21 protein-coding genes are annotated in these 17,930 nt (G+C 50.0%); 16 read left to right on the plus strand and 5 right to left on the minus strand.

The window, feature by feature from the left end:
• The first annotated feature begins 51 nt into the window (after nucleotides 1-51).
• The 3 genes from NDK47_RS03035 to NDK47_RS27680 all read left to right on the plus strand — a co-directional run bounded on the left by NDK47_RS03035 (nucleotide 52) and on the right by NDK47_RS27680 (nucleotide 2,378).
• On the plus strand, nucleotides 52-312 hold the full coding sequence (locus tag NDK47_RS03035) for a hypothetical protein (protein ID WP_251873461.1): 261 nt from the start codon (nucleotides 52-54) through the stop codon (nucleotides 310-312).
• Between the two features lie 21 nt (nucleotides 313-333).
• Nucleotides 334-837, plus strand: a complete 504-nt coding sequence (locus NDK47_RS03040; RefSeq protein ID WP_251873463.1) for a hypothetical protein — start codon at nucleotides 334-336, stop codon at nucleotides 835-837.
• A 164-nt stretch (nucleotides 838-1,001) separates the two neighbouring features.
• Nucleotides 1,002-2,378: a M28 family peptidase gene (locus NDK47_RS27680; RefSeq protein WP_305883365.1), complete on the plus strand. Its 1,377-nt coding sequence runs from the start codon at nucleotides 1,002-1,004 to the stop codon at nucleotides 2,376-2,378.
• A gap of 42 nt (nucleotides 2,379-2,420) precedes the next feature.
• On the opposite strand, the gene NDK47_RS03055 is transcribed toward NDK47_RS27680, so the two are convergent.
• Nucleotides 2,421-2,846, minus strand: coding sequence for a hypothetical protein (locus tag NDK47_RS03055; RefSeq protein ID WP_251873465.1), 426 nt, complete (start codon nucleotides 2,844-2,846; stop codon nucleotides 2,421-2,423).
• 399 nt (nucleotides 2,847-3,245) lie between these two features.
• On the opposite strand from NDK47_RS03055, the gene NDK47_RS03060 reads away from it, so the two are divergent.
• Together NDK47_RS03060 and NDK47_RS03065 are read left to right on the plus strand one after the other, a co-directional pair.
• Nucleotides 3,246-4,979, plus strand: a complete 1,734-nt coding sequence (locus NDK47_RS03060) for an N-acetylmuramoyl-L-alanine amidase (RefSeq protein WP_251873467.1) — start codon at nucleotides 3,246-3,248, stop codon at nucleotides 4,977-4,979.
• 33 nt (nucleotides 4,980-5,012) lie between these two features.
• Complete coding sequence (locus tag NDK47_RS03065) at nucleotides 5,013-5,549, plus strand: GerMN domain-containing protein (RefSeq protein ID WP_251873469.1); 537 nt, start codon at nucleotides 5,013-5,015, stop codon at nucleotides 5,547-5,549.
• Nucleotides 5,550-5,690: 141 nt separating this feature from the next.
• Here the strand turns inward: NDK47_RS03065 and NDK47_RS27770 are convergent, their stop codons facing one another.
• Together NDK47_RS27770 and NDK47_RS27775 are read right to left on the minus strand one after the other, a co-directional pair.
• Nucleotides 5,691-5,846: a DUF5050 domain-containing protein gene (locus NDK47_RS27770; RefSeq protein ID WP_407653376.1), complete on the minus strand. Its 156-nt coding sequence runs from the start codon at nucleotides 5,844-5,846 to the stop codon at nucleotides 5,691-5,693.
• Between the two features lie 28 nt (nucleotides 5,847-5,874).
• Complete coding sequence (locus tag NDK47_RS27775) at nucleotides 5,875-5,964, minus strand: hypothetical protein (RefSeq protein ID WP_407653426.1); 90 nt, start codon at nucleotides 5,962-5,964, stop codon at nucleotides 5,875-5,877.
• A 423-nt stretch (nucleotides 5,965-6,387) separates the two neighbouring features.
• On the opposite strand from NDK47_RS27775, the gene NDK47_RS03070 reads away from it, so the two are divergent.
• The 4 genes from NDK47_RS03070 (at nucleotide 6,388) to pstB (NDK47_RS03085) (ending at nucleotide 10,090) form a co-directional block, all read left to right on the plus strand.
• Complete coding sequence (locus NDK47_RS03070; RefSeq protein WP_251873471.1) at nucleotides 6,388-7,338, plus strand: phosphate ABC transporter substrate-binding protein; 951 nt, start codon at nucleotides 6,388-6,390, stop codon at nucleotides 7,336-7,338.
• Nucleotides 7,339-7,414: 76 nt separating this feature from the next.
• The gene (gene pstC / locus NDK47_RS03075; protein ID WP_251873472.1) at nucleotides 7,415-8,410 is read left to right on the plus strand and encodes a phosphate ABC transporter permease subunit PstC; all 996 of its coding nucleotides are present in this window, start codon (nucleotides 7,415-7,417) and stop codon (nucleotides 8,408-8,410) included.
• Nucleotides 8,407-9,297, plus strand: coding sequence for a phosphate ABC transporter permease PstA (pstA, locus tag NDK47_RS03080; RefSeq protein ID WP_251873474.1), 891 nt, complete (start codon nucleotides 8,407-8,409; stop codon nucleotides 9,295-9,297). Before pstC ends, pstA begins: the two co-directional genes overlap by 4 nt.
• A 16-nt stretch (nucleotides 9,298-9,313) precedes the next feature.
• Nucleotides 9,314-10,090 carry a phosphate ABC transporter ATP-binding protein PstB gene (gene pstB / locus NDK47_RS03085; protein ID WP_251873476.1) on the plus strand — a complete coding sequence of 259 codons (777 nt, stop codon included), beginning with the start codon at nucleotides 9,314-9,316 and terminating at the stop codon, nucleotides 10,088-10,090.
• A 98-nt stretch (nucleotides 10,091-10,188) separates the two neighbouring features.
• On the opposite strand, the gene NDK47_RS03090 is transcribed toward pstB (NDK47_RS03085), so the two are convergent.
• Nucleotides 10,189-12,267, minus strand: a complete 2,079-nt coding sequence (locus NDK47_RS03090; protein WP_251873477.1) for a methyl-accepting chemotaxis protein — start codon at nucleotides 12,265-12,267, stop codon at nucleotides 10,189-10,191.
• Between the two features lie 208 nt (nucleotides 12,268-12,475).
• Here NDK47_RS03090 and pstB (NDK47_RS03095) point away from each other — a divergent pair, with 208 nt between their 5' ends.
• From pstB (NDK47_RS03095) to NDK47_RS03115, 5 genes are all read left to right on the plus strand, one after another.
• Nucleotides 12,476-13,228: a phosphate ABC transporter ATP-binding protein PstB gene (gene pstB / locus NDK47_RS03095; RefSeq protein WP_251873485.1), complete on the plus strand. Its 753-nt coding sequence runs from the start codon at nucleotides 12,476-12,478 to the stop codon at nucleotides 13,226-13,228.
• 250 nt (nucleotides 13,229-13,478) lie between these two features.
• A complete protein-coding gene (locus NDK47_RS03100) occupies nucleotides 13,479-13,871 on the plus strand; it encodes a hypothetical protein (RefSeq protein WP_251873486.1) in 393 nt (130 codons plus the stop codon).
• Between the two features lie 6 nt (nucleotides 13,872-13,877).
• Nucleotides 13,878-14,480 (plus strand): gluconate 2-dehydrogenase subunit 3 family protein, encoded by a 603-nt coding sequence (locus tag NDK47_RS03105; protein WP_251873487.1) that lies wholly within the window; start codon nucleotides 13,878-13,880, stop codon nucleotides 14,478-14,480.
• Nucleotides 14,467-16,104: a GMC family oxidoreductase gene (locus NDK47_RS03110; protein WP_251873488.1), complete on the plus strand. Its 1,638-nt coding sequence runs from the start codon at nucleotides 14,467-14,469 to the stop codon at nucleotides 16,102-16,104. Before NDK47_RS03105 ends, NDK47_RS03110 begins: the two co-directional genes overlap by 14 nt.
• A gap of 93 nt (nucleotides 16,105-16,197) precedes the next feature.
• On the plus strand, nucleotides 16,198-16,533 hold the full coding sequence (locus NDK47_RS03115) for an ArsR/SmtB family transcription factor (RefSeq protein WP_251873489.1): 336 nt from the start codon (nucleotides 16,198-16,200) through the stop codon (nucleotides 16,531-16,533).
• A gap of 23 nt (nucleotides 16,534-16,556) precedes the next feature.
• On the opposite strand, the gene NDK47_RS03120 is transcribed toward NDK47_RS03115, so the two are convergent.
• A complete protein-coding gene (locus tag NDK47_RS03120; RefSeq protein ID WP_251873490.1) occupies nucleotides 16,557-16,808 on the minus strand; it encodes a glutaredoxin family protein in 252 nt (83 codons plus the stop codon).
• Nucleotides 16,809-17,083: 275 nt separating this feature from the next.
• Between NDK47_RS03120 and NDK47_RS03125 the strand changes: the two genes are divergently transcribed.
• Nucleotides 17,084-17,275 carry a gamma-type small acid-soluble spore protein gene (locus NDK47_RS03125; protein WP_251873491.1) on the plus strand — a complete coding sequence of 64 codons (192 nt, stop codon included), beginning with the start codon at nucleotides 17,084-17,086 and terminating at the stop codon, nucleotides 17,273-17,275.
• Between the two features lie 117 nt (nucleotides 17,276-17,392).
• A complete protein-coding gene (acpS, locus tag NDK47_RS03130; protein WP_251875941.1) occupies nucleotides 17,393-17,800 on the plus strand; it encodes a holo-ACP synthase in 408 nt (135 codons plus the stop codon).
• The last annotated feature ends 130 nt before the right edge of the window (nucleotides 17,801-17,930 follow it).

Consider the following 17,930-nt stretch of genomic DNA (forward strand, 5'->3'; position numbering starts at 1 on the left):
TCGTTACATAGAGTAAAAAGGAGTACAGATACACAGGAAGGGGAAGAAAAGATGGATATCGGGAAATTGCTCAGTATTGTGGGTTCTATCCCCAAAGATAAGCTAAAGACCGACAGCGGTATAAAAGAAGTGATTCGCGAGGTGGGGAAAAAGTCCGGAAAGAATTTTACCGAGCAGGAACTGAACGGGTATGTGGCGCAGTTTCGCAAGATGGCCAGAAACGAAAATGTCGGCAGCCTGATGAACAAATTGTCTAAAAAAGGAGTGAGCGCCAACGACCTGAACGCCATCAAACGGAAATTCAAAAAATAATGGCGAAATGAAAGGAGGGAGGTGGGTCCGATCGCAACAAAAACAAAGGGGAAACCGAAAAAAAACCTTGCGCATGCCAGACTGGAAGAAGCGATCAACCGGATAGCCGAGTCTCAAAACTCCGGTAACGAACAAGTTTTGCGGGAAATGCAGCAAATGCGTTCGGATATTCAGGAGATGAAGGATACCCTCAGTCGCATACAGGTAAAGAAGCCTTTCCGTCCACGCGGTGGGTTCTTGTTTGGCAGACGGCGTTCGACCCCGGTCGAGATCGAACCGCCAAAACCAAAGAGTGCACTTCCTTTAGAGGATTTGCTTCCCTTGCTCCCACAGCTCGGGGGGGTGATTCCGCAATTGAAGAACCCCAAGGTAAGCGAGTCGATCAAAGTGTTGTCCAACCCGGCGGTTATCGCCATGATTCAACAATTTTTGGCCAATGGTGGACTGGGGGGATTGGGGGGATTTGGGCTGAAAGGAAAGGGAATCACACCGGTAAGTCGCAGGGAAAGGCGTATATGGAGATAGAAAATAGGCTTCGCTCTTTATGGGCGAAGCCTTTCTTTGTCGAAGGAGGAGTTTGTATAATCTGTCGGATGGACAGCGAAATTGTCTGGTGATTCAGACTACACAAACAACAGGAATACGCTGATAATAGAAGGTAATACCAAATTTTGGGAGGAGAAGAAAAAATGTTAAAAAGGAAGATGCTCCCCTTCGCGATTTTAGCCAGCCTTGCCTTTAGTCTCCCTGCATATGCAGCACCACAGCCTGACAGTGGATTCGACAACAAGATTCTGAAGAGGATCAATGCTGATAACATCTATAACACGATTGATTATCTGTCCAAGGAGCCGCGAGTGTCAGGGACGGAAGCTGAGCACAATGCAGTGAGATTCATCGAGGAAAAATTTACATCCTTCGGCTATGACACACAGGTGCAACCATTTACGTTCCAAAGCTACAAAGGGCCAGATGATATTTCTCTTTCGATCAGCGAGCTTGAGGATGTCGAGTGGGAGATCAGTAACTTTTCATACGGCGTAAATGGACAAGCCACAGGGGAACTTGTTTACGCGGGGTTAGGACTCGCCAGCGACTTGGAAGGAGTTGATTTGAGCGGCAAGATTGCGCTGATCAAACGCGGCGATATCAGCTTTGCCGACAAGGTCCTGAATGCGGCGCGTGCAGGCGCCGAAGCGGTTGTGATATTCAACAACGCCTCGGGTGCAATGAATGGGACATTGGGAGGAACAAACAGTGATTTTGTGCCTGTTTTGGGTCTGAGCAAAGCACAGGGTGAGGAGCTGCTGGAGAAGCTGGAGGCAGGTGAAACCCTGACAGTGACCGTGGCGGTTGAAGGAGCAGAGGTGAGTGAAAGCACCTCCCACAATGTAATCGCTACGAAGAAACCTGATAAAGAAAAGGATAGCGGGCAGATTGTCATCGTAGGTGCTCACCATGACTCAGTGGAAGGTGCTCCAGGAGCCAATGACGATGCTTCCGGTACGGCTACGACTCTGGAATTGGCGAGAGTCCTGTCTGATATACCGAACGATACCGAGCTGCGCTTTATCACCTTTGGTGCAGAGGAAAATGGATTGCTCGGCTCTTACGCCTATGTTGACACACTGACGGAGGATGAGATTGGGCGCACCGTGGGGATGTTCCAGTTGGACATGGTTGGCAGCCGCGATGCGGGCAAGCTGACGATGTTTACCGTAGATGGCAAGGCGAATATCGTCACCGATCTGGGATCAGGTGTGGGCGCTCGCCTGTCGGAAAAGGTGAACTACGGCAAGGAAGGTCGAAGCGATCACGTGCCTTTCTCGGAAGTAGGAGTTCCGGCTGCGCTCTTTATCCATTCGCCAACTGAGCCGTGGTACCATACGCCAGAGGACACAATCGACAAGATCAGCAAGGCAAAACTGCAGGAGGTAGCGGAAATCGTCGGAGCTGCCGTCTATCTGATCGCACACGAAGATACGCCGCCAGTGAAAAAGACGAAAGCTGGCCCGAAAAAAGGATTCTTCAATCAGTTTGAAAGCAGTCAACAGGAAACAGAATAGCAGGAGAGACCGCTACGGGCTGCCGAGTTTTTTCGGCAGCCCTTACCCTTGAATATCCTCGTTGAGGGAAGTGACGACCGCCAGGATATCCAGATCTCTTTGCAAAAAGGGGTCCGTTCTCGGTTCAGAAGTAAGATAGAAAAGCAAAGCGTTCCTAGCTTGAAAAATTTTAGGAATCACGATGTTCAATTGTTCAGTTTGGGTAAAGAAATCGTTCAACCCTTGTTGCGCATCCTCAGGGGTTGCAAAAGTGTAGATAAATAAAACATTCCCATTTAACACGTATTTGGATGGTGTTTGGCGGTGAAGACGGAAATAATCTCCATCATACTCAGCTTTTTCAAGCTGCACATTGTTAGACGAAAAAGCCTGAACAACGGTATCCAGGGAAAGTTCATTGGCCGTTTCTTTATTACAACCGATAAGGAGTAGACAAACAACAAGCCAAAGTAGCTGTTTTTTTATCATCATATCCTCCCTTTCTACCTATTATAGCGTCTTCCCATTATACCGTCTTCGTGAAAACAAACGTGTTGTCTAACCCGAAAGTTTTCGCCATGATTCAACAATTTTTGACTAATGGCGGACTGAGACTTGGGCCGAAAGGGAAGGAAATCACAGCGGTAGGTAGGGAATGGCGTTGATGGGGTTAGAACCAAAGTCTCCGCAAGGATTTATCCGAAACCGTCAACTACGGCCAGGAAGGTCGAAGCGATCATGTGCCGTTTTTCGGCACTTTTTTATACTTTCCGACCGGATTTGGTACCAAAAGACTACAAACTTTGCGTGTCCTCATGCGTCTAACCATATGGCGCAACAGAACTGGGTTTCATTTGCCAAACGTACAACATCAAGAAGGAGGTCAGAATGAAAACACGTTTGTATCCACTATTTGCACTGTTGTTCCTGCTGATCTTCCCCGGGTGGGCAGCCGCAGCGGGGAACAACGCGGAGCAGGCCGTTCAGCTTTTGATCGGCGGACAAGCGGTCAAACCGGATGTGCCGCCAATCATCGAACAAGGGCGCACCCTGGTACCGGTGAGAGTGATTGCAGAAGGTCTGGGAGCGCAGGTGGATTGGAATCAGGACACCAGGACCGCCGTTATTGAACTCGGTCAGCAAAAGCTGCAGCTTACGGTCGGATCAAAAAATGCGCTGGTAAACGGAAAGAAAGTCCAGCTGGATGCGGTACCGCTTATGCGGAATCAGCGTATGCTGCTTCCCTTGCGTTTCGTCGCGGAATCGCTGGGGGTAACGGTAGGCTGGGACAACGCTTCGCGCACCGTCATTGCCAATGAAAGCCCGGACATACGCTTCAATGGAAACAAGCCAACCAAAGGAATCAAAGGGTTTCAACAGGGGGACAAGCTTTATCTGTCAGCCCAGGCCGTTGCTGAGTCAGCGGGGAAAAGCGCACACGTATGGAAGCATCCCGAGCGTGGATTCACCATCGATGGTGAGCTGACCCTGCCTTTGGAAGTGTTGGAAGAGGAGCTAGGCGGCCAATTTACCTGGAAGCAGGAGAAAAACCAGGTCGACATTGAACGTCTCGCCCATTTGAGTGCAGTTCGTTATGATGACAAGGTCGTGCGGATTCAGACATCGCTCGCCGTGACAGCCAATGCGTTTGTACTCCAGGGTCCGCATCGAATTGTTCTGGATCTTCCGCAAACCGAGCTGGATCAGGATTTGCTGGACAAGCTGGAAAAAGGAAGCCAGTCCGAAAAGGCTCGCTCTGACGAAAGGGAAGTGTCCAGCAAGGAGCTGGAGGCTGACCGGGATGATGTACATACCGAAGTCAGTAAAGAAAACCAACAAGAAGCAGACACTTCCGAACAAGCGGACGAGGATATAGAAGTGTCAGAAATGAACGCTTCCCAAAAAGATTCAGGCGAACCTGCCGGAAAATCAGAGCTGATCGCAGATGTTCGCTACAGTCAATACAGCTCTTCGCCGCAAACCGTACGCGTGGTTATTGAGCTAAACCAAAAGAGCGCGTATAATCTGGAGTATACCAGCGAGGGGATCGAGGTTAAGCTGAATCCGGTGCCGAAAAAGACCGGGTTCCGGATCGTGGTGGACGCCGGACATGGCGGCAGCGACAAAGGGGCAAGCGGTGTAAACGGCAACCACGAAAAGGAATTCACATTATCGGTTGCAAACAAGCTTGTTCAGCTGCTGAAGCAGTATCCGGAGTTTCAGGTAGAGGCTACCCGGACCACCGATGAATACTTGAAGCTGGAGGAAAGAGTAGCGTTTGCCAACGAGCGGGATGCTGATCTGTTCCTGTCCATTCATGCCAACTCGTTTACCAACCAGACGGCCGGAGGAACAGAAACCTTCTACTATAATGCAAACAGCAAAGCGTTTGCCGAAGTGGTGCATCGCCACCTGCAAGGAGCGACGCAATTCCCGAACCGCGGCGTAAAAAACACAGGGTTTTACGTCATTAAGCATACGAAGATGCCTGCTGTTTTGACGGAGACAGGCTTCCTCTCCAATCCTGGGGAGAATGCCAAACTGACATCCCCTGCTTTCCAGCAAAAAGTAGCCGAAGCGCTTGCGGCAGCAATCCGTGAGTACTATCAATCCTACTATTAATGCTGGAAGGGAATTGGGAAAGGGAGGCTTTCAATGAAGCGTACAACTTTTTGGCTGACAGCGGCAGTAGCCGTACTCCTGGTAGCTGGATGCGGGCAGGGAAAAGCGCCGCAAGCACAGCCGCCTGCAGAGCAAACGGAGACACCCGGAACCTCGGGACAGCCTGCAGCAGAACCGGAAAAAACAAAGCAGACCATCACCGTCTATTACTCGGATGACAATCTCATGGAAATGATCAAGGAGCAGCAGGAAATCGCGTATGCGGACGATCTGGACAAATACAAGCAGGCGATCACACTCCTGGAAAAACCGAAAGAAAAGGAACATTTTCCACTGTGGAAAGACTTTCACTATCACAGCGTCACCTTTGACAAAGGGACTCTGACGATTGATACAGACAGCAAAAACGTCTACAACCTCGGCTCAAGCGGAGAAGGAATGGCGATTGATGCGCTGCGTGAAACGCTGTTTCAGTTCAAAGAGATTGAGAAGATTGTGATCCTGGTAGACGGGAAACCGACAGATTCGCTGATGGGTCATGTGAGTATCGACGAACCGTTGACACGTTAAAAGAGGTAAGCGCCAGAGGATCAACAGGCGAATCTATCAAAAGGAGCCGAGCATATACCATGTTCGGCTCCTTTCCGTATTACGCAAGGCGAGCCATCAAGATTTGCTTTGTGATCACTTGCCGGAAGGAGCTGTAATCGCTTATCGAACCTTTTGTCTATCGGTTCCATCCCACTTTACGCGGTACAGATTCTCCCGAAAACGATCTTTCCAATAAAACACCCATTCACCAGCAACGTTTATTCGCGTAGCTGTATCATCGGAAATCTTTATTTTTCCCGTTCCATCTGTTTTCATTTTATATAATTTGTCGCCGTCAGAATAATTACTGTAGAAAAATCAAATCTCCGGCAACGACTAGAGAACCGATCTTATCATCGGACAATTTGGTTCGTTCACTTCCATCCGACTTTATTTTGTATAATTTATAATCGTCACTGCTATTTGCGTAATAAAACCACCCGTCAACCGTTGTTCCAAATTATACCAACATCTGGAGTCAATTCCTACAATAAGCACTGATCCACTACAAGTTGCCCAAAAACTGAAAAACAAAGCCCGGAGTGCAAATACTCCGGGCTTTGCCTTTGGATCTAGGTTTGCTCCCGATCCTCGACCCAAAATTTGATCGAGTAAATGCCGGCGATCCCGACCAGCGTACACGCGATCTGGCTGACGAGCAAAGCCTGTCAGTTTGCCCACACTTCCTATTTTTTAGTCTAGATCTCCCCAATCTTTAAGAAAGCTTTACAAAGCCAATACAATACAACAACATTCGGCCTGTATGATTTGTCATGTAAAGAGAAAAACACAGATCTCTAAGGAGGATTTTCATCAGATGAAAAAACTCAGTAAAATGTTTATCGCTTTGTCTTTTGTAGGTGCACTGCTCGCAGGATGTGGCAGCGGCAACAATGCGGCACCGGCTGCGCCAGCACAATCGGAAAAACCGGCAGCGCAACCTGCTGACGCCAATCAAGGCAGCTCCGAAAAGCCGGCAGAAGTGTCCAGCGAACCTGTAACGGCCGTTGGTTCTACAGCTCTCCAGCCACTGGTTGAACAAGCTGCAAAAGATTTCATGGCGAAAAATGCCGGCGCACAAATCCAAGTGCAAGGCGGCGGAAGCGGAACGGGTCTGAGCCAGGTAGCAAGTGGGGCAGCAACTATTGGGAACTCTGATATTTTCGCAGAAGAGAAAAAAGGAATTCCAGCAAACGAGCTGGTCGACCATAAAGTAGCAGTAGTAGGCATGGCCGCTGTTGTGAACCCGAAAATCACAGTGGACAACCTGACCAAGCAACAACTGATTGACATCTTCACAGGCAAAATCACCAACTGGAAAGATGTTGGCGGAGAAGACCAAAAAATCACGCTGGTAAATCGTCCGAAGAGCTCCGGTACACGTGCAACCTTCCACACCTTTGCTCTGGACGGCAATGAAGAAGCAGAAGGCATCACTGAGGATTCCTCCGGTACGGTTCGCAAAATTATCGCAGAAACACCTGGTGCCATCGGTTATCTGGCCCTGTCCTATCTCAATGACACAGTCAAACCTCTCAAGCTGGATGGCGTCGAAGCAAACGGGGAAAACATCGCGACGAACAAATATCCAGTATGGGCATATGAGCACATGTATACAAAAGGTGAAGCAACAGGTACAGCAAAAGCGTTCCTGGAGTATATCATGAGCGAAGAAACACAAAAGACAACCATTACTCAACTGGGCTTCCTGCCGATCACCGAGATGAAGGTAGAACGCACGGCAGACGGAAAGGTAAACCAAAAGTAAGAGAGAGAAATATGTTGCTAGCAGAATAGAGGGGGACCCACTACCCCTCATTTTGCTACGTATATGGAGGGAGATTATGAGTCGTCGTTCTGAAGGGACCACTGTGATCAAAAGCAATATCATCAGCGACCATCACACTCCAAACAAAGGGGAGCGGACCGACTATCTGGCCAAGAAATTGTTGACGCGCAACAAACGCCAGTACGTACAAAACCTGACTGGAAAAACGATTGCGATGATCTGTGCCGGGTTATTGGTGGCAGTGGTCGTATCGATCACGTACTTTATTGCATCGAAAGGTCTGACAACGTTCTTTTTCGATGGGGTTCAAATTAAAGAGTTTTTAACCGGATTAAAATGGGACCCGGAAGGCGAGCCAGCTGCTTTTGGTGTGCTCCCGTTTATTACAGGTTCGTTTTTGGTTACGATGCTGGCAGCACTCATTGCCGCACCGTTGGGGATCGGTGCAGCCATTTTCATGACGGAAATCTATCCGAGATTCGGAAAAAAGGTATTGAAGCCGGTTATCGAATTGCTGGTGGGCATTCCGTCCGTGGTATACGGGTACGTCGGTCTTACCCTGCTGGTGCCGTTTATCCGCGGCCATTTTGATGTCCTGGGCTTCAGCCTGTTGGCAGGGGGGCTTGTGCTTGCGCTGATGATTCTGCCGACGATCACGAGTGTGGCTACAGATGCCATCGAAGCCGTGCCGCAAGATCTTCGCAATGCCTCTTTGGCTCTGGGAGCGACGCGTTGGCAAACCATTTGGAATGTTGTCTTGCATTCCGCTTTGCCTGGATGCTTGACCGCGATCGTATTGGGTATGGCTCGTGCGTTTGGGGAAGCGCTGGCTGTACAGATGGTTATTGGAAACACAACCAAGCTGCCTGGCGGACTGCTCGACCCGATCAGCACTCTGACGAGCGGAATTACGCTGAATATGGGAAATACGATTCAAGGAACGCCTTATAATAACGCCTTATGGTCAATGGCCTTGCTGCTCTTATTGATGTCATTTGTATTCAACTTGATCTTACGCATTCTCAGCAGAAAGAAGTTGGTAAATAAATGAGAGCCAAGATACTTGATCGCACGGCAACAGTCGTTCTCACATTGATTGCGTTTCTCATCATCATGGCCCTTGTCGGCATGCTCGGGTTTATTCTGTCACAGGGCGGGCACAAGCTCACCGTAGATTTTCTTACCTCACCGCCTAGCATTACACAGGCTGGCGGGGGAATTGGTCCGCAGTTGTTCAACTCTTTCTATCTGCTGGTTCTGACCATGCTGTTCGCCTTGCCGCTGGGGATCGGCGCGGGTATCTATATGGCGGAATACGCGCCGGAAAACAAGTTCACCCAGTTTATCCGTACCAGTATTGAAGTCCTGTCTTCTCTTCCCTCCATTGTTGTGGGGCTGTTTGGACTTCTGGTGTTCGTGACGATGACGGGATGGGGGTATACCCTGGTCTCCGGTGCTTTGGCCTTGACCGTCTTCAACCTTCCGTTACTGGTGAGAATTACGGAGGATGCCCTGCGAAATGTGCCTCAAAGCCAAAAGGAAGCGAGTCTCGCTTTGGGGATCACCAAATGGAAGACGATCGTGTCGGTGATATTGCCGGCAGCCTTGCCAGGCATCATCACGGGGGCCATCCTGGCTTCCGGACGGGTATTTGGTGAAGCTGCGGCTTTGCTGTTTACGGCAGGCATGTCTTCTCCCGATCTCAATTTCACTGATTTTACCCTAAATAGCTCTACCTCTCCGTTAAATCCATTCCGTCCAGCGGAAACCTTGGCTGTTCACATTTGGAAAGTCAACAGTGAAGGTCTAACGCCAGATGCGCGGGATGTTGCCGATGGAGCGGCTGCTGTTCTGATCCTGGCTGTCCTGCTGTTTAACGTGTCGGCTCGCTGGTTTGGCAACTGGCTCTATAAAAAAATGACATCGGGCAGATCGTAGGAAGAGGGGGAGAAAGATGCAAGCAAACACAGTAGCAGACACGATCATGGAAGTGCGCGATGTCTCCGTTTACTATGGGGAAAAACGCGCAGTCACCAATATCAACATGGATATTGAGCGCCATTCCGTCACCGCATTTATCGGTCCATCCGGCTGCGGGAAGTCGACATTGTTGCGCAGCATGAACCGAATGAATGATTTGGTGCCGAGCTGCCGTGTCACGGGTTCTATCGTGATCGACGGCATTGATGTGATCAATCACGAACAAATGAACATGGAAGGTCTGCGTCAGGTCGTTGGCATGGTGTTTCAGCGGGCGAATCCTTTTTTTAAATCGATTTATGAAAACATCGCGTTTGCTCCGCGCTTCCACGGGATTAAGGGGAAACAGGAGCTGGATGAGCTGGTCGAGCGCAGTTTGCGCAAAGCGGCGCTCTGGGATGAGGTAAAGGATCGCTTGCGTGAATCGGCCCTGTCCTTGTCAGGGGGGCAGCAACAGCGGCTTTGCATCGCCCGCGCGATTGCGATGGAGCCGACTATTCTTTTGTTGGACGAACCGGCATCCGCTCTCGACCCCATCTCCACGATGAAAATCGAAGAGCTGGTCCTGGAGCTGAAAGAAGAGTATACCATCGTAATCGTCACGCACAATCTTCATCAGGCAGCACGCATCTCTGATAAAACCGCGTTCTTCCTGATGGGTGAGCTGGTTGAGATGAATGATACTGCGAAGATGTTCACCTCTCCGGAAAACGAAAAGACAGAAGCGTACATCAGCGGTCGCTTCGGTTGATCAGGCTCAGGCCGTTATTCACAGGGTAAGTCCCCCGGCAGATCATCTGCCAGGGGACTTTTTGAATCCACAGATGGTAATGAAGTGTACCATGCTTCTTATTTGGAAAGGGGGATTGCCGTGAGGGGGGAGGTCGAAAGTGGCGGGGCCATCGATTCCGCTTTCTCATCTGTTCGGAAAAAGCGAACTTCTTGTTCCAGATCGATCACGATGTTCCCCAGATGCTTGGAATCATGCAGAAACTGTTCAGATAACGAAGAGCTTTCCTGGGTGGCTGCCACGGTTTGCTGCGTGCTGGCCACGACCTCTTGTGCAGAGAGGGAGAGCTTGTCGACCCGTCGTTTGATTCGTTGGCTTTGTTCGTGGATTGCTTGCGAATAGCTGCCAATGGTTTCAAATTCCTCTGTGAGCGTATCTCCGATTTTCACGATTTGGGCAAAAATGCCGGTAACCTTTTGCAAGGTCTGGATTCCTTCGACAGTGGCAAGATCAGTCTGTACCATCCGCTCAGATACGAGACTCATGCGTTCCTGGCCGGAAGAGATGGCCTCCTGGATGCGGGTAGTGGCATCTTCCGTCTGTTCGGAGAGCAGGCGGATCTCTTCTGCTACGACGCCAAAGCCTAAACCTGCCGACCCGGCCCGAGACGCTTCGATACGGGCATTTAGCGAGAGTAGTTTGGTGCGTTTGGAGATCTGTATGATCAGTTCGAGAATTTCTTTTACGTCATCCATCGTTCCCTGGAGTGAGGCAGCGGCTTCCAGGGAAGCTTTCATATCATCAGAGATGGTCTGCATGTTGCCTGTGAGCAGCTCGATTGACTGCGTACCCAATGCCGTTTGTTTCCGTGACTCGCGGTTTTTCTCAATCGTGGTCTGAATAGAGGCGGCGATACGGGAAATTTCATGGGTAATGTCAGCGACAATCGCATCAATCTGTTCTACCTGAGATTGCTGCAATTCCATCTCGGCTGAAAGGCGTTCTGTTGCGGCAGCCACCTCGGCTTGCATCGCATGAGACTGGCGGGAGCCTGATCCGACATGATCAGCTACTTTCTTGACGTCGGTGATCACCACCTGTATCTTGCCGATGATGGAGCGCATCTGTTCACTCATCCGGTTGAAGCTGTCTGCAAGCTGCCGGATTTCATCATCTGTATCCACCTTCATGGTTTGATAGAGATCTCCTTCACTGAAAGAAAACAGCTTGGCCTGTACTTCTTTGAGCGGATTTGTGATTTTTCGAACGTACAGGAAGAGGAAAATGGTCAGTGCAGCCAGACCCAGCAGCGAGACGATCAGGATGGTCAGCTGGAGACTGCGAACCTCTTTTTCTACTTCAGCGACCGCCTTTAGAACGATCAACCCCCATTGTAAGTGCTCATCGTAGTCGTGCGCTGCGAAATAGTCCGTCCCATCCAGGTTCATTAAATCGACACCCGTCTTGCCAGCGATCACCTCGCCAACCAGAGGGAGATGATCCAGGGAGGGCCGCTGCAGCGCATACGTTTTATCGGGATGGGCGACCAGCTTTCCATGACGGTCAACCACCATCACATAGCCGGTTTCCCCCAGTTTGATGTTCTCGATGAACTCGCTCAGCTTGGGCACGGAGACAAAAGCGACAACGACCCCCGCGAACTCTTCGTTGTCATCGTGCAAAGCAAGAGAGATCGCGATTTTGGGAAACTCCGTCTCCGAAAAACGGAAGACATCAGATAGGTACGGCGTTTTCTGTTGGCTCGCCTGCTGAAACCAGTCCGATTTTCGCGGATCGTACTCACTGCTGACCGGTGATCCCGGAAAAGTAAGATAATGTCCGTCCGGCTTTGCCAGCTGCAATTCGGAAATCATCGGGTTTTTCTCAACCATATCGGAAAAAATGGAAAACACCTGACTGTTGGTGACTTTTGCATTTCGAAAAGTAGAAGAAAAGGATTCCAAAGAAGTAGCGATGGTATCTACGCGACTGTTTACCTCTTGTAAGGTAGAGAGAGAAGCTTCTTGCAACTGCTGCTTGGTTTTTTCATTCAGCATCGTTTTTGCCTGGGAGCCGATAAAAAAGGCAGTGATGGCCATCATGCTGACAACCATGACTAAAGTCCCGAAGAAAAGTCTGGCGAAAATGGATTTGTACTGAAATGAGGCACCGCTTGCTTCTGCTCTTCTGTTGATCATCAATGTCTCTCCCCTATTCCATATCTCTAGTCCTATTGTAGGTATTGCCTATGAGAGAGTCGATTGGTTCGCAGGAAGATTTACCAAATCTTTACCCGGACTGAAATCTTTATGGAAACTTAATAATTCATAAACAATCCGACAACAATCGAGAGGTATAGTTTTAGGCGTACCAATTACAGAAGAGAGACGAAGGAGAGAAAACCGTATGAGCGTAATTTCAGTACGGGAGTTGAACCTCTACTACGGTAAGCAGCAAGCCCTTCATCATATAGATCTGGATGTTGAGTCTGACTCGATAACAGCATTAATCGGCCCTTCAGGCTGTGGAAAATCAACCTTTTTACGCACGTTGAACAGGATGAATGATTCTGTTCCCCACACACGCATTACGGGTACCGTGAAGGTATTTGATGAAGATATCTACAGTGGAAAAGTAGATGTTGAGCATCTCCGTAAAAACATCGGGATGGTGTTTCAGCATCCCAACCCGTTTCCCAAGAGCATCTTCGATAATATCGCCTATGGTCCGAGACTGCACGGCATCCGTGACCGACAGACCTTGGACGAGATTGTGGAAAAAAGTCTGAAGGCGTCTGCGCTGTGGGATGAAGTGAAGGATGTTCTGCACAAGTCAGCCCTGGGCTTGTCGGGCGGCCAGCAGCAGCGTCTCTGCATTGCACGCGCACTGGCAGTCAATCCGCAAATCCTGTTGATGGACGAACCGACTTCCGCACTCGATCCGATTTCGACTGCAAAGATTGAGGAGCTGCTGGCGGACTTGAAATCGACCTACACGATTGTCATCGTGACACATAATATGCAGCAGGCCGCGCGCATTTCGGACAAAACAGCATTTTTCCTCAACGGAGAGCTGGTGGAATTCGACTCCACGCCGGTCATTTTCCAAAATCCCTGTGACAAGCGGACAGAGGATTACATTACGGGACGCTTTGGATAAAAAAGGCAAGAGTGGAAATGAGGAAGAAGAGAGATAGCGGAAGAGTCGATGAACAAAAGAACGATTACAGAGGAAGAGCGACGATCATGGTCGCTCTTTTTTATTTTGAAGTTGGAGGAAAAGCGCTGAACCAAATGGTGGATTCTCGTGACCACACATTTGGAAAAATGAGGATAACATTCGTTAGGGAGGGAAAAATAGGAACTGCAACTTCAGGTAATGAAGGAATGAATCTCAGGAGGAGATGGCGATGTGGCAAGGGTGGCCCTTGGAGAGGGTCTTGTTGCTGTTTGTTGGGCTTGCGTTTTCGATGCTTTTTGTGCAAGTAACCATGTTTCATTCCCGGCAGAATTTTCGTCACTGGGCGATGTGGATACCCGTTATTGAAGCCCCTCTGTTTGCGGTAACCGCCATTGTTTTGGCATTTCTCAATGCAGGCTGGCTGCGCCTCTTGTTTGCCCTGTTCATGTGGATTGGACTGGTCGGTGGCTTGTATGGCGCTTATCTGCATACGGTTGGAGTAGGTCAGCGTGTAGGGGGCTATTCCCAAAGTCAAAACTTTCTCGTGGGTCCGCCGATCATGCTCCCCCTTATGATGACGGCGATGTCAGCGCTCGGGCTGCTGGCCCTGTACTGGGGGTGAACAGCGATGGCAAAAAATAGTCACTACCCTGCTTACGATGTCTGGGAGGAGCACAGCGAGTGGGACCCCCACACTCGGAAAATTGTAGGCAGTCGAAAAACGCCACAGGTGGCCTGCCAGTTTTTGACCAAGGAAGAGTCGATGCTGCTCCAGACCATCGTCAGTGTGTTGGTAGATGAACACAGGTTGGAGGTGCTGACGTACGTCACGCAGCATCTGGATGAGTCACTGGCCAGTCCGATTGGCGAATCGCAGCGAAAAGTGGGCCTTCCCCCGAAAAAAGAGCTCTTCCGCATGGGCCTTGCCGGGATTAACGAGGAGAGCCACTTTCACTACCACACTGATTTTATTGCCTTAAAACGAGAAGAGCAGCAGACTGTACTGGAGGAAATCGCGGCGAACCGGGCCAGTCATGCTTCTTCCTGGTCACAGGTACAGGCTAAAGACTTCTTTCAAAAGCTGCTGCACGACACAGTCAGCGCGTATTATTCTCATCCGCTGGTCTGGTCCGATATCGGGTACGGCGGTCCGGCTTATCCGCGCGGCTATGTCCGGGTAGAAAAAGGGTTGACCGACCCCTGGGAGGCGAAAGCGGATGGAAAATCGTGACCCGGTCACCCATCATAGTGACCACTACCAAGGCCATCGATCCAAGCAGCTTGATCAGCGGAAATACGCAGATGGCGCTGACGTCTGTATTGTGGGAGCGGGAGCGGCCGGCGGAGTTCTCGCCTATGAACTGGCACAGGCAGGGCTGAAGGTGGTCGTCATTGAAGCGGGACCTTTTTGGAATCCGCAGACCGATTTTGCCAGCGACGAATTGACGATGAGAAATTTGGGCTGGCAAGAAACCCGGCTGGTGGACGGGAAAAACCCTCTGCGCCTCGGCCATAACAACTCTGGTCGAGGCGTCGGGGGAGGAACGGTTCACTTTACCGGTGTGTTTCTGCGATTTCATGAAAGCGACTTTATGACAAAAACGGTGGACGGGGTCGGGGAGGATTGGCCGATTCGCTACCAGGACCTGGCTCCCTACTACGATAAAATCGATCGGGAAATTGCCGTCTCTGGCCCCGACCACTTTCCCTGGGGAGCCTTTCGCGGACCATATCCGTACCCGGTACGGGAACCCATCAGTGCAAACTCGCAGTTGTTTCGCGAGGCATGTGCCAAGCTGGGGATGGACAGTGTCGTAGCGCCGCTGGCCATTTTGTCTGGTCCGTTCGACGGTCGGCCGCCCTGCATCAACCGCGGTTTTTGCAACCAAGGGTGCATGCCAAACGCCAAATACAGCGGATTGATCCACCACATCCCCAAGGCGATCCAGGAGGGGGCAGAGGTGTTGTCCGACTGTATGGTCACCGAAATCTTGACAGATGGCTCGCGGGTTACCGGCGTGGTGTTTTCGCATGATGGAAAGACCTACAGACAGACTGCGAGGGTGATTATTCTCGCCGGCTTTGTGGTCGAGACACCGCGACTGCTTCTTCACTCGGCTACGCCTCATTTCCCCGATGGATTGGCCAATTCCAGCGGATGGGTGGGAAAAGCGATCATGCCGCATTCCAGTCAGGATGTGTATGGGATTCTGCCCGATGAGGTCAGGCTGTACAAAGGCACTCCTGTCTTGGCGCTGACCCAACATTTTTATGAAACCGATCGGGAGCGAGGCTTTGCCAGAGGATATACACTCAACGCCCATGGTTCTCGCCCGGTATCTATGGCGGGCGGGATCGCCGCCGAACGGCTGGATGGGCGTTTTCTGTGGGGGAAGTCACTCAGGGAAACGATGCTGGATTACAACCACTATGCCCGTGTTACGCTGGTGGGTGAGGTCCTGCCCAACCCGCAAAATTGTGTGACCCTGAGCGGAGAAAAAGACGAATACGGGATGCCTGTACCCAAGGTAACCTTTAGCTATGGTGAAAATGATCAGAAAATGATTGCTCATGCAATTAAGCAAATGAATCGATTGATCGAAGCGATGGGCGGAAAGCCGCAGCATGTGGTTGACGATACCGCTCATTTGATGGGCGGCTGCCGAATGGGGAATGACCCGAATACATCGGTAGTAAATGAATTTGGGCAGTCCCATGATATACCGAATCTGTTTATTGCTGGTGCTTCGACATTTGTTACCTCGAGCGGGAGCAACCCGACCAATACAGTAATGGCACTGGCTGCACGAACTGCAGATAAACTGATTGAAGCCATGAGACAGCAGGAGTTGTAGGACACGTTCATGGATTTGTCGAATCATATCTTCCCTGCCTTATGTCTGTGTAGTATACTGAAAGTCAGATACGCAAGGCAAAGGTGGGTTTTTATGGACACAGATCTGATGCAGGTGTTGTATTTGTCTGAGATCTACAAGCTGCTCGGTGACAAAACACGCTTGACGATCATGGCTCTCTTGCAAATACAATCCTTTTGTGTGCGAGATCTCGTCGAGATTCTGCAAACGTCCCAACCATCTGTCTCTCAGCACTTAGCCAAATTGAAAACACACGGATTGGTCAAGGAAAAACGCAAGGGACCATGGGTGTATTACTCCCTCAATACGGAGTGCTCACCAACCATCCGGCAAATTTTGCAGCATTTACCGGATGTTTCGCCAATCGTTAAAGTCAAACAGGAAACAGCAGCTCATTCGCTCAGATAAGTCATAACGAAAAAAGCGTTGGATCAGCCCAGATCCAACGCTTTTTTCAATTGTTCCTTGTCAAATCCGTGGATGACGGTGCGGTCCCCGTTTTCCTCTTCGATTAGTGTAACAGGGGTCATATTGGCGCCAAGCGAAATTGCTTCCTGGAAAAAAATGTCATTTTCACGGATATCTCGATCCTCGAAGGAGACATTTTGCTGCGTGAGCCACATTTTTTCCTCTTGGCAAGGGCCACAGGTTTGCTGTGTATAAACAATAATGGTACGGGCCATAGTAGATTCTCCTCTCGAAATAAGGGATTGCCAAATGATTCGTGATCAACAAGCCGGGTTCCTGCTGATTCCTTTCGAATAGAGTGTCCAAAGTGTGCCGGATCGCATCAGGGAGCATTCACCAGAAACCGGATTTTGCCTGGACAGAGTAAGAAAAGGACAGGTTTTTGCCCCTTTTAGTGAGTCCAGTTGCAATTCCTGGATACAAATGAGGTGCATACAAGCCTATGACTCCGCGCACATTATACTCAGTGACGTGGAGGAGGTGAATAGACGTGCCGAAAAAGAACAACCCAGCAGCTATGAACCAAGCGATGCAAAACCAAGCGATGCAAAACCAGACTGCAACCAATGCAACTGAATTTGCAAGTGAGACCAACGTGTCGGAAGTGCGCCGCCAAAACCAGCAATCTGCTGCAAAAGCTGCGCAAAAAGCTCCCGTTCAAGGACAACAACCGACTGAATAACAAGTTTTCGCATTTACCCCCGCAGCTTTTGCGGGGGTTGTTTGCATGCATACTTGCCAATCATGGATGGAGAGTGATATGTTGACAGCAAACTTTAGTCAGGGAGAAGAGACGGACATGATACTTGGCATCGGGACCGATATCGTAGAAATTACGCGCATACATACGCTTGTAAAACGGCAGCCTCAGTTGCTGAACCGAATCTTTACGGAATCAGAAAGAGAGCAGATGGCAGGAAAAGGCGAAGTCAGGCTCGCAGAGTATGTAGCCGGACGATTCGCGGCAAAAGAAGCAGGTGCAAAAGCGTTGGGAACCGGTATCGGGAAAACAGTCGGATTTCATGATATGCAGATTATTTCCACACCCAGCGGGAAGCCTGAAATGACAATTAGTGAAGCCGCTTGTCAAAGACTTGGAAGAAACGCAGAACATCTGCGGGTTCATCTCAGTATTTCCCACAGCAAGGAATATGCCGTAGCCCAGGTCGTTTTGGAATGGACGGAAGGAGAAGCACCGAAGAACTGAAACTTGTCTGCATATTGGGACGAGGTCGCACATAGATTTATATCGCGTAGATTAGGAGGGACTACCTGTTCTGGCGGGACTGGGAGTTTGCTGCTGATCAGCGGGATCAAGTCGACCTCAATGTGCGACA

The sequence above is a fragment of the Brevibacillus ruminantium genome (assembly GCF_023746555.1).
Lineage (GTDB): Bacteria > Bacillota > Bacilli > Brevibacillales > Brevibacillaceae > Brevibacillus > Brevibacillus ruminantium.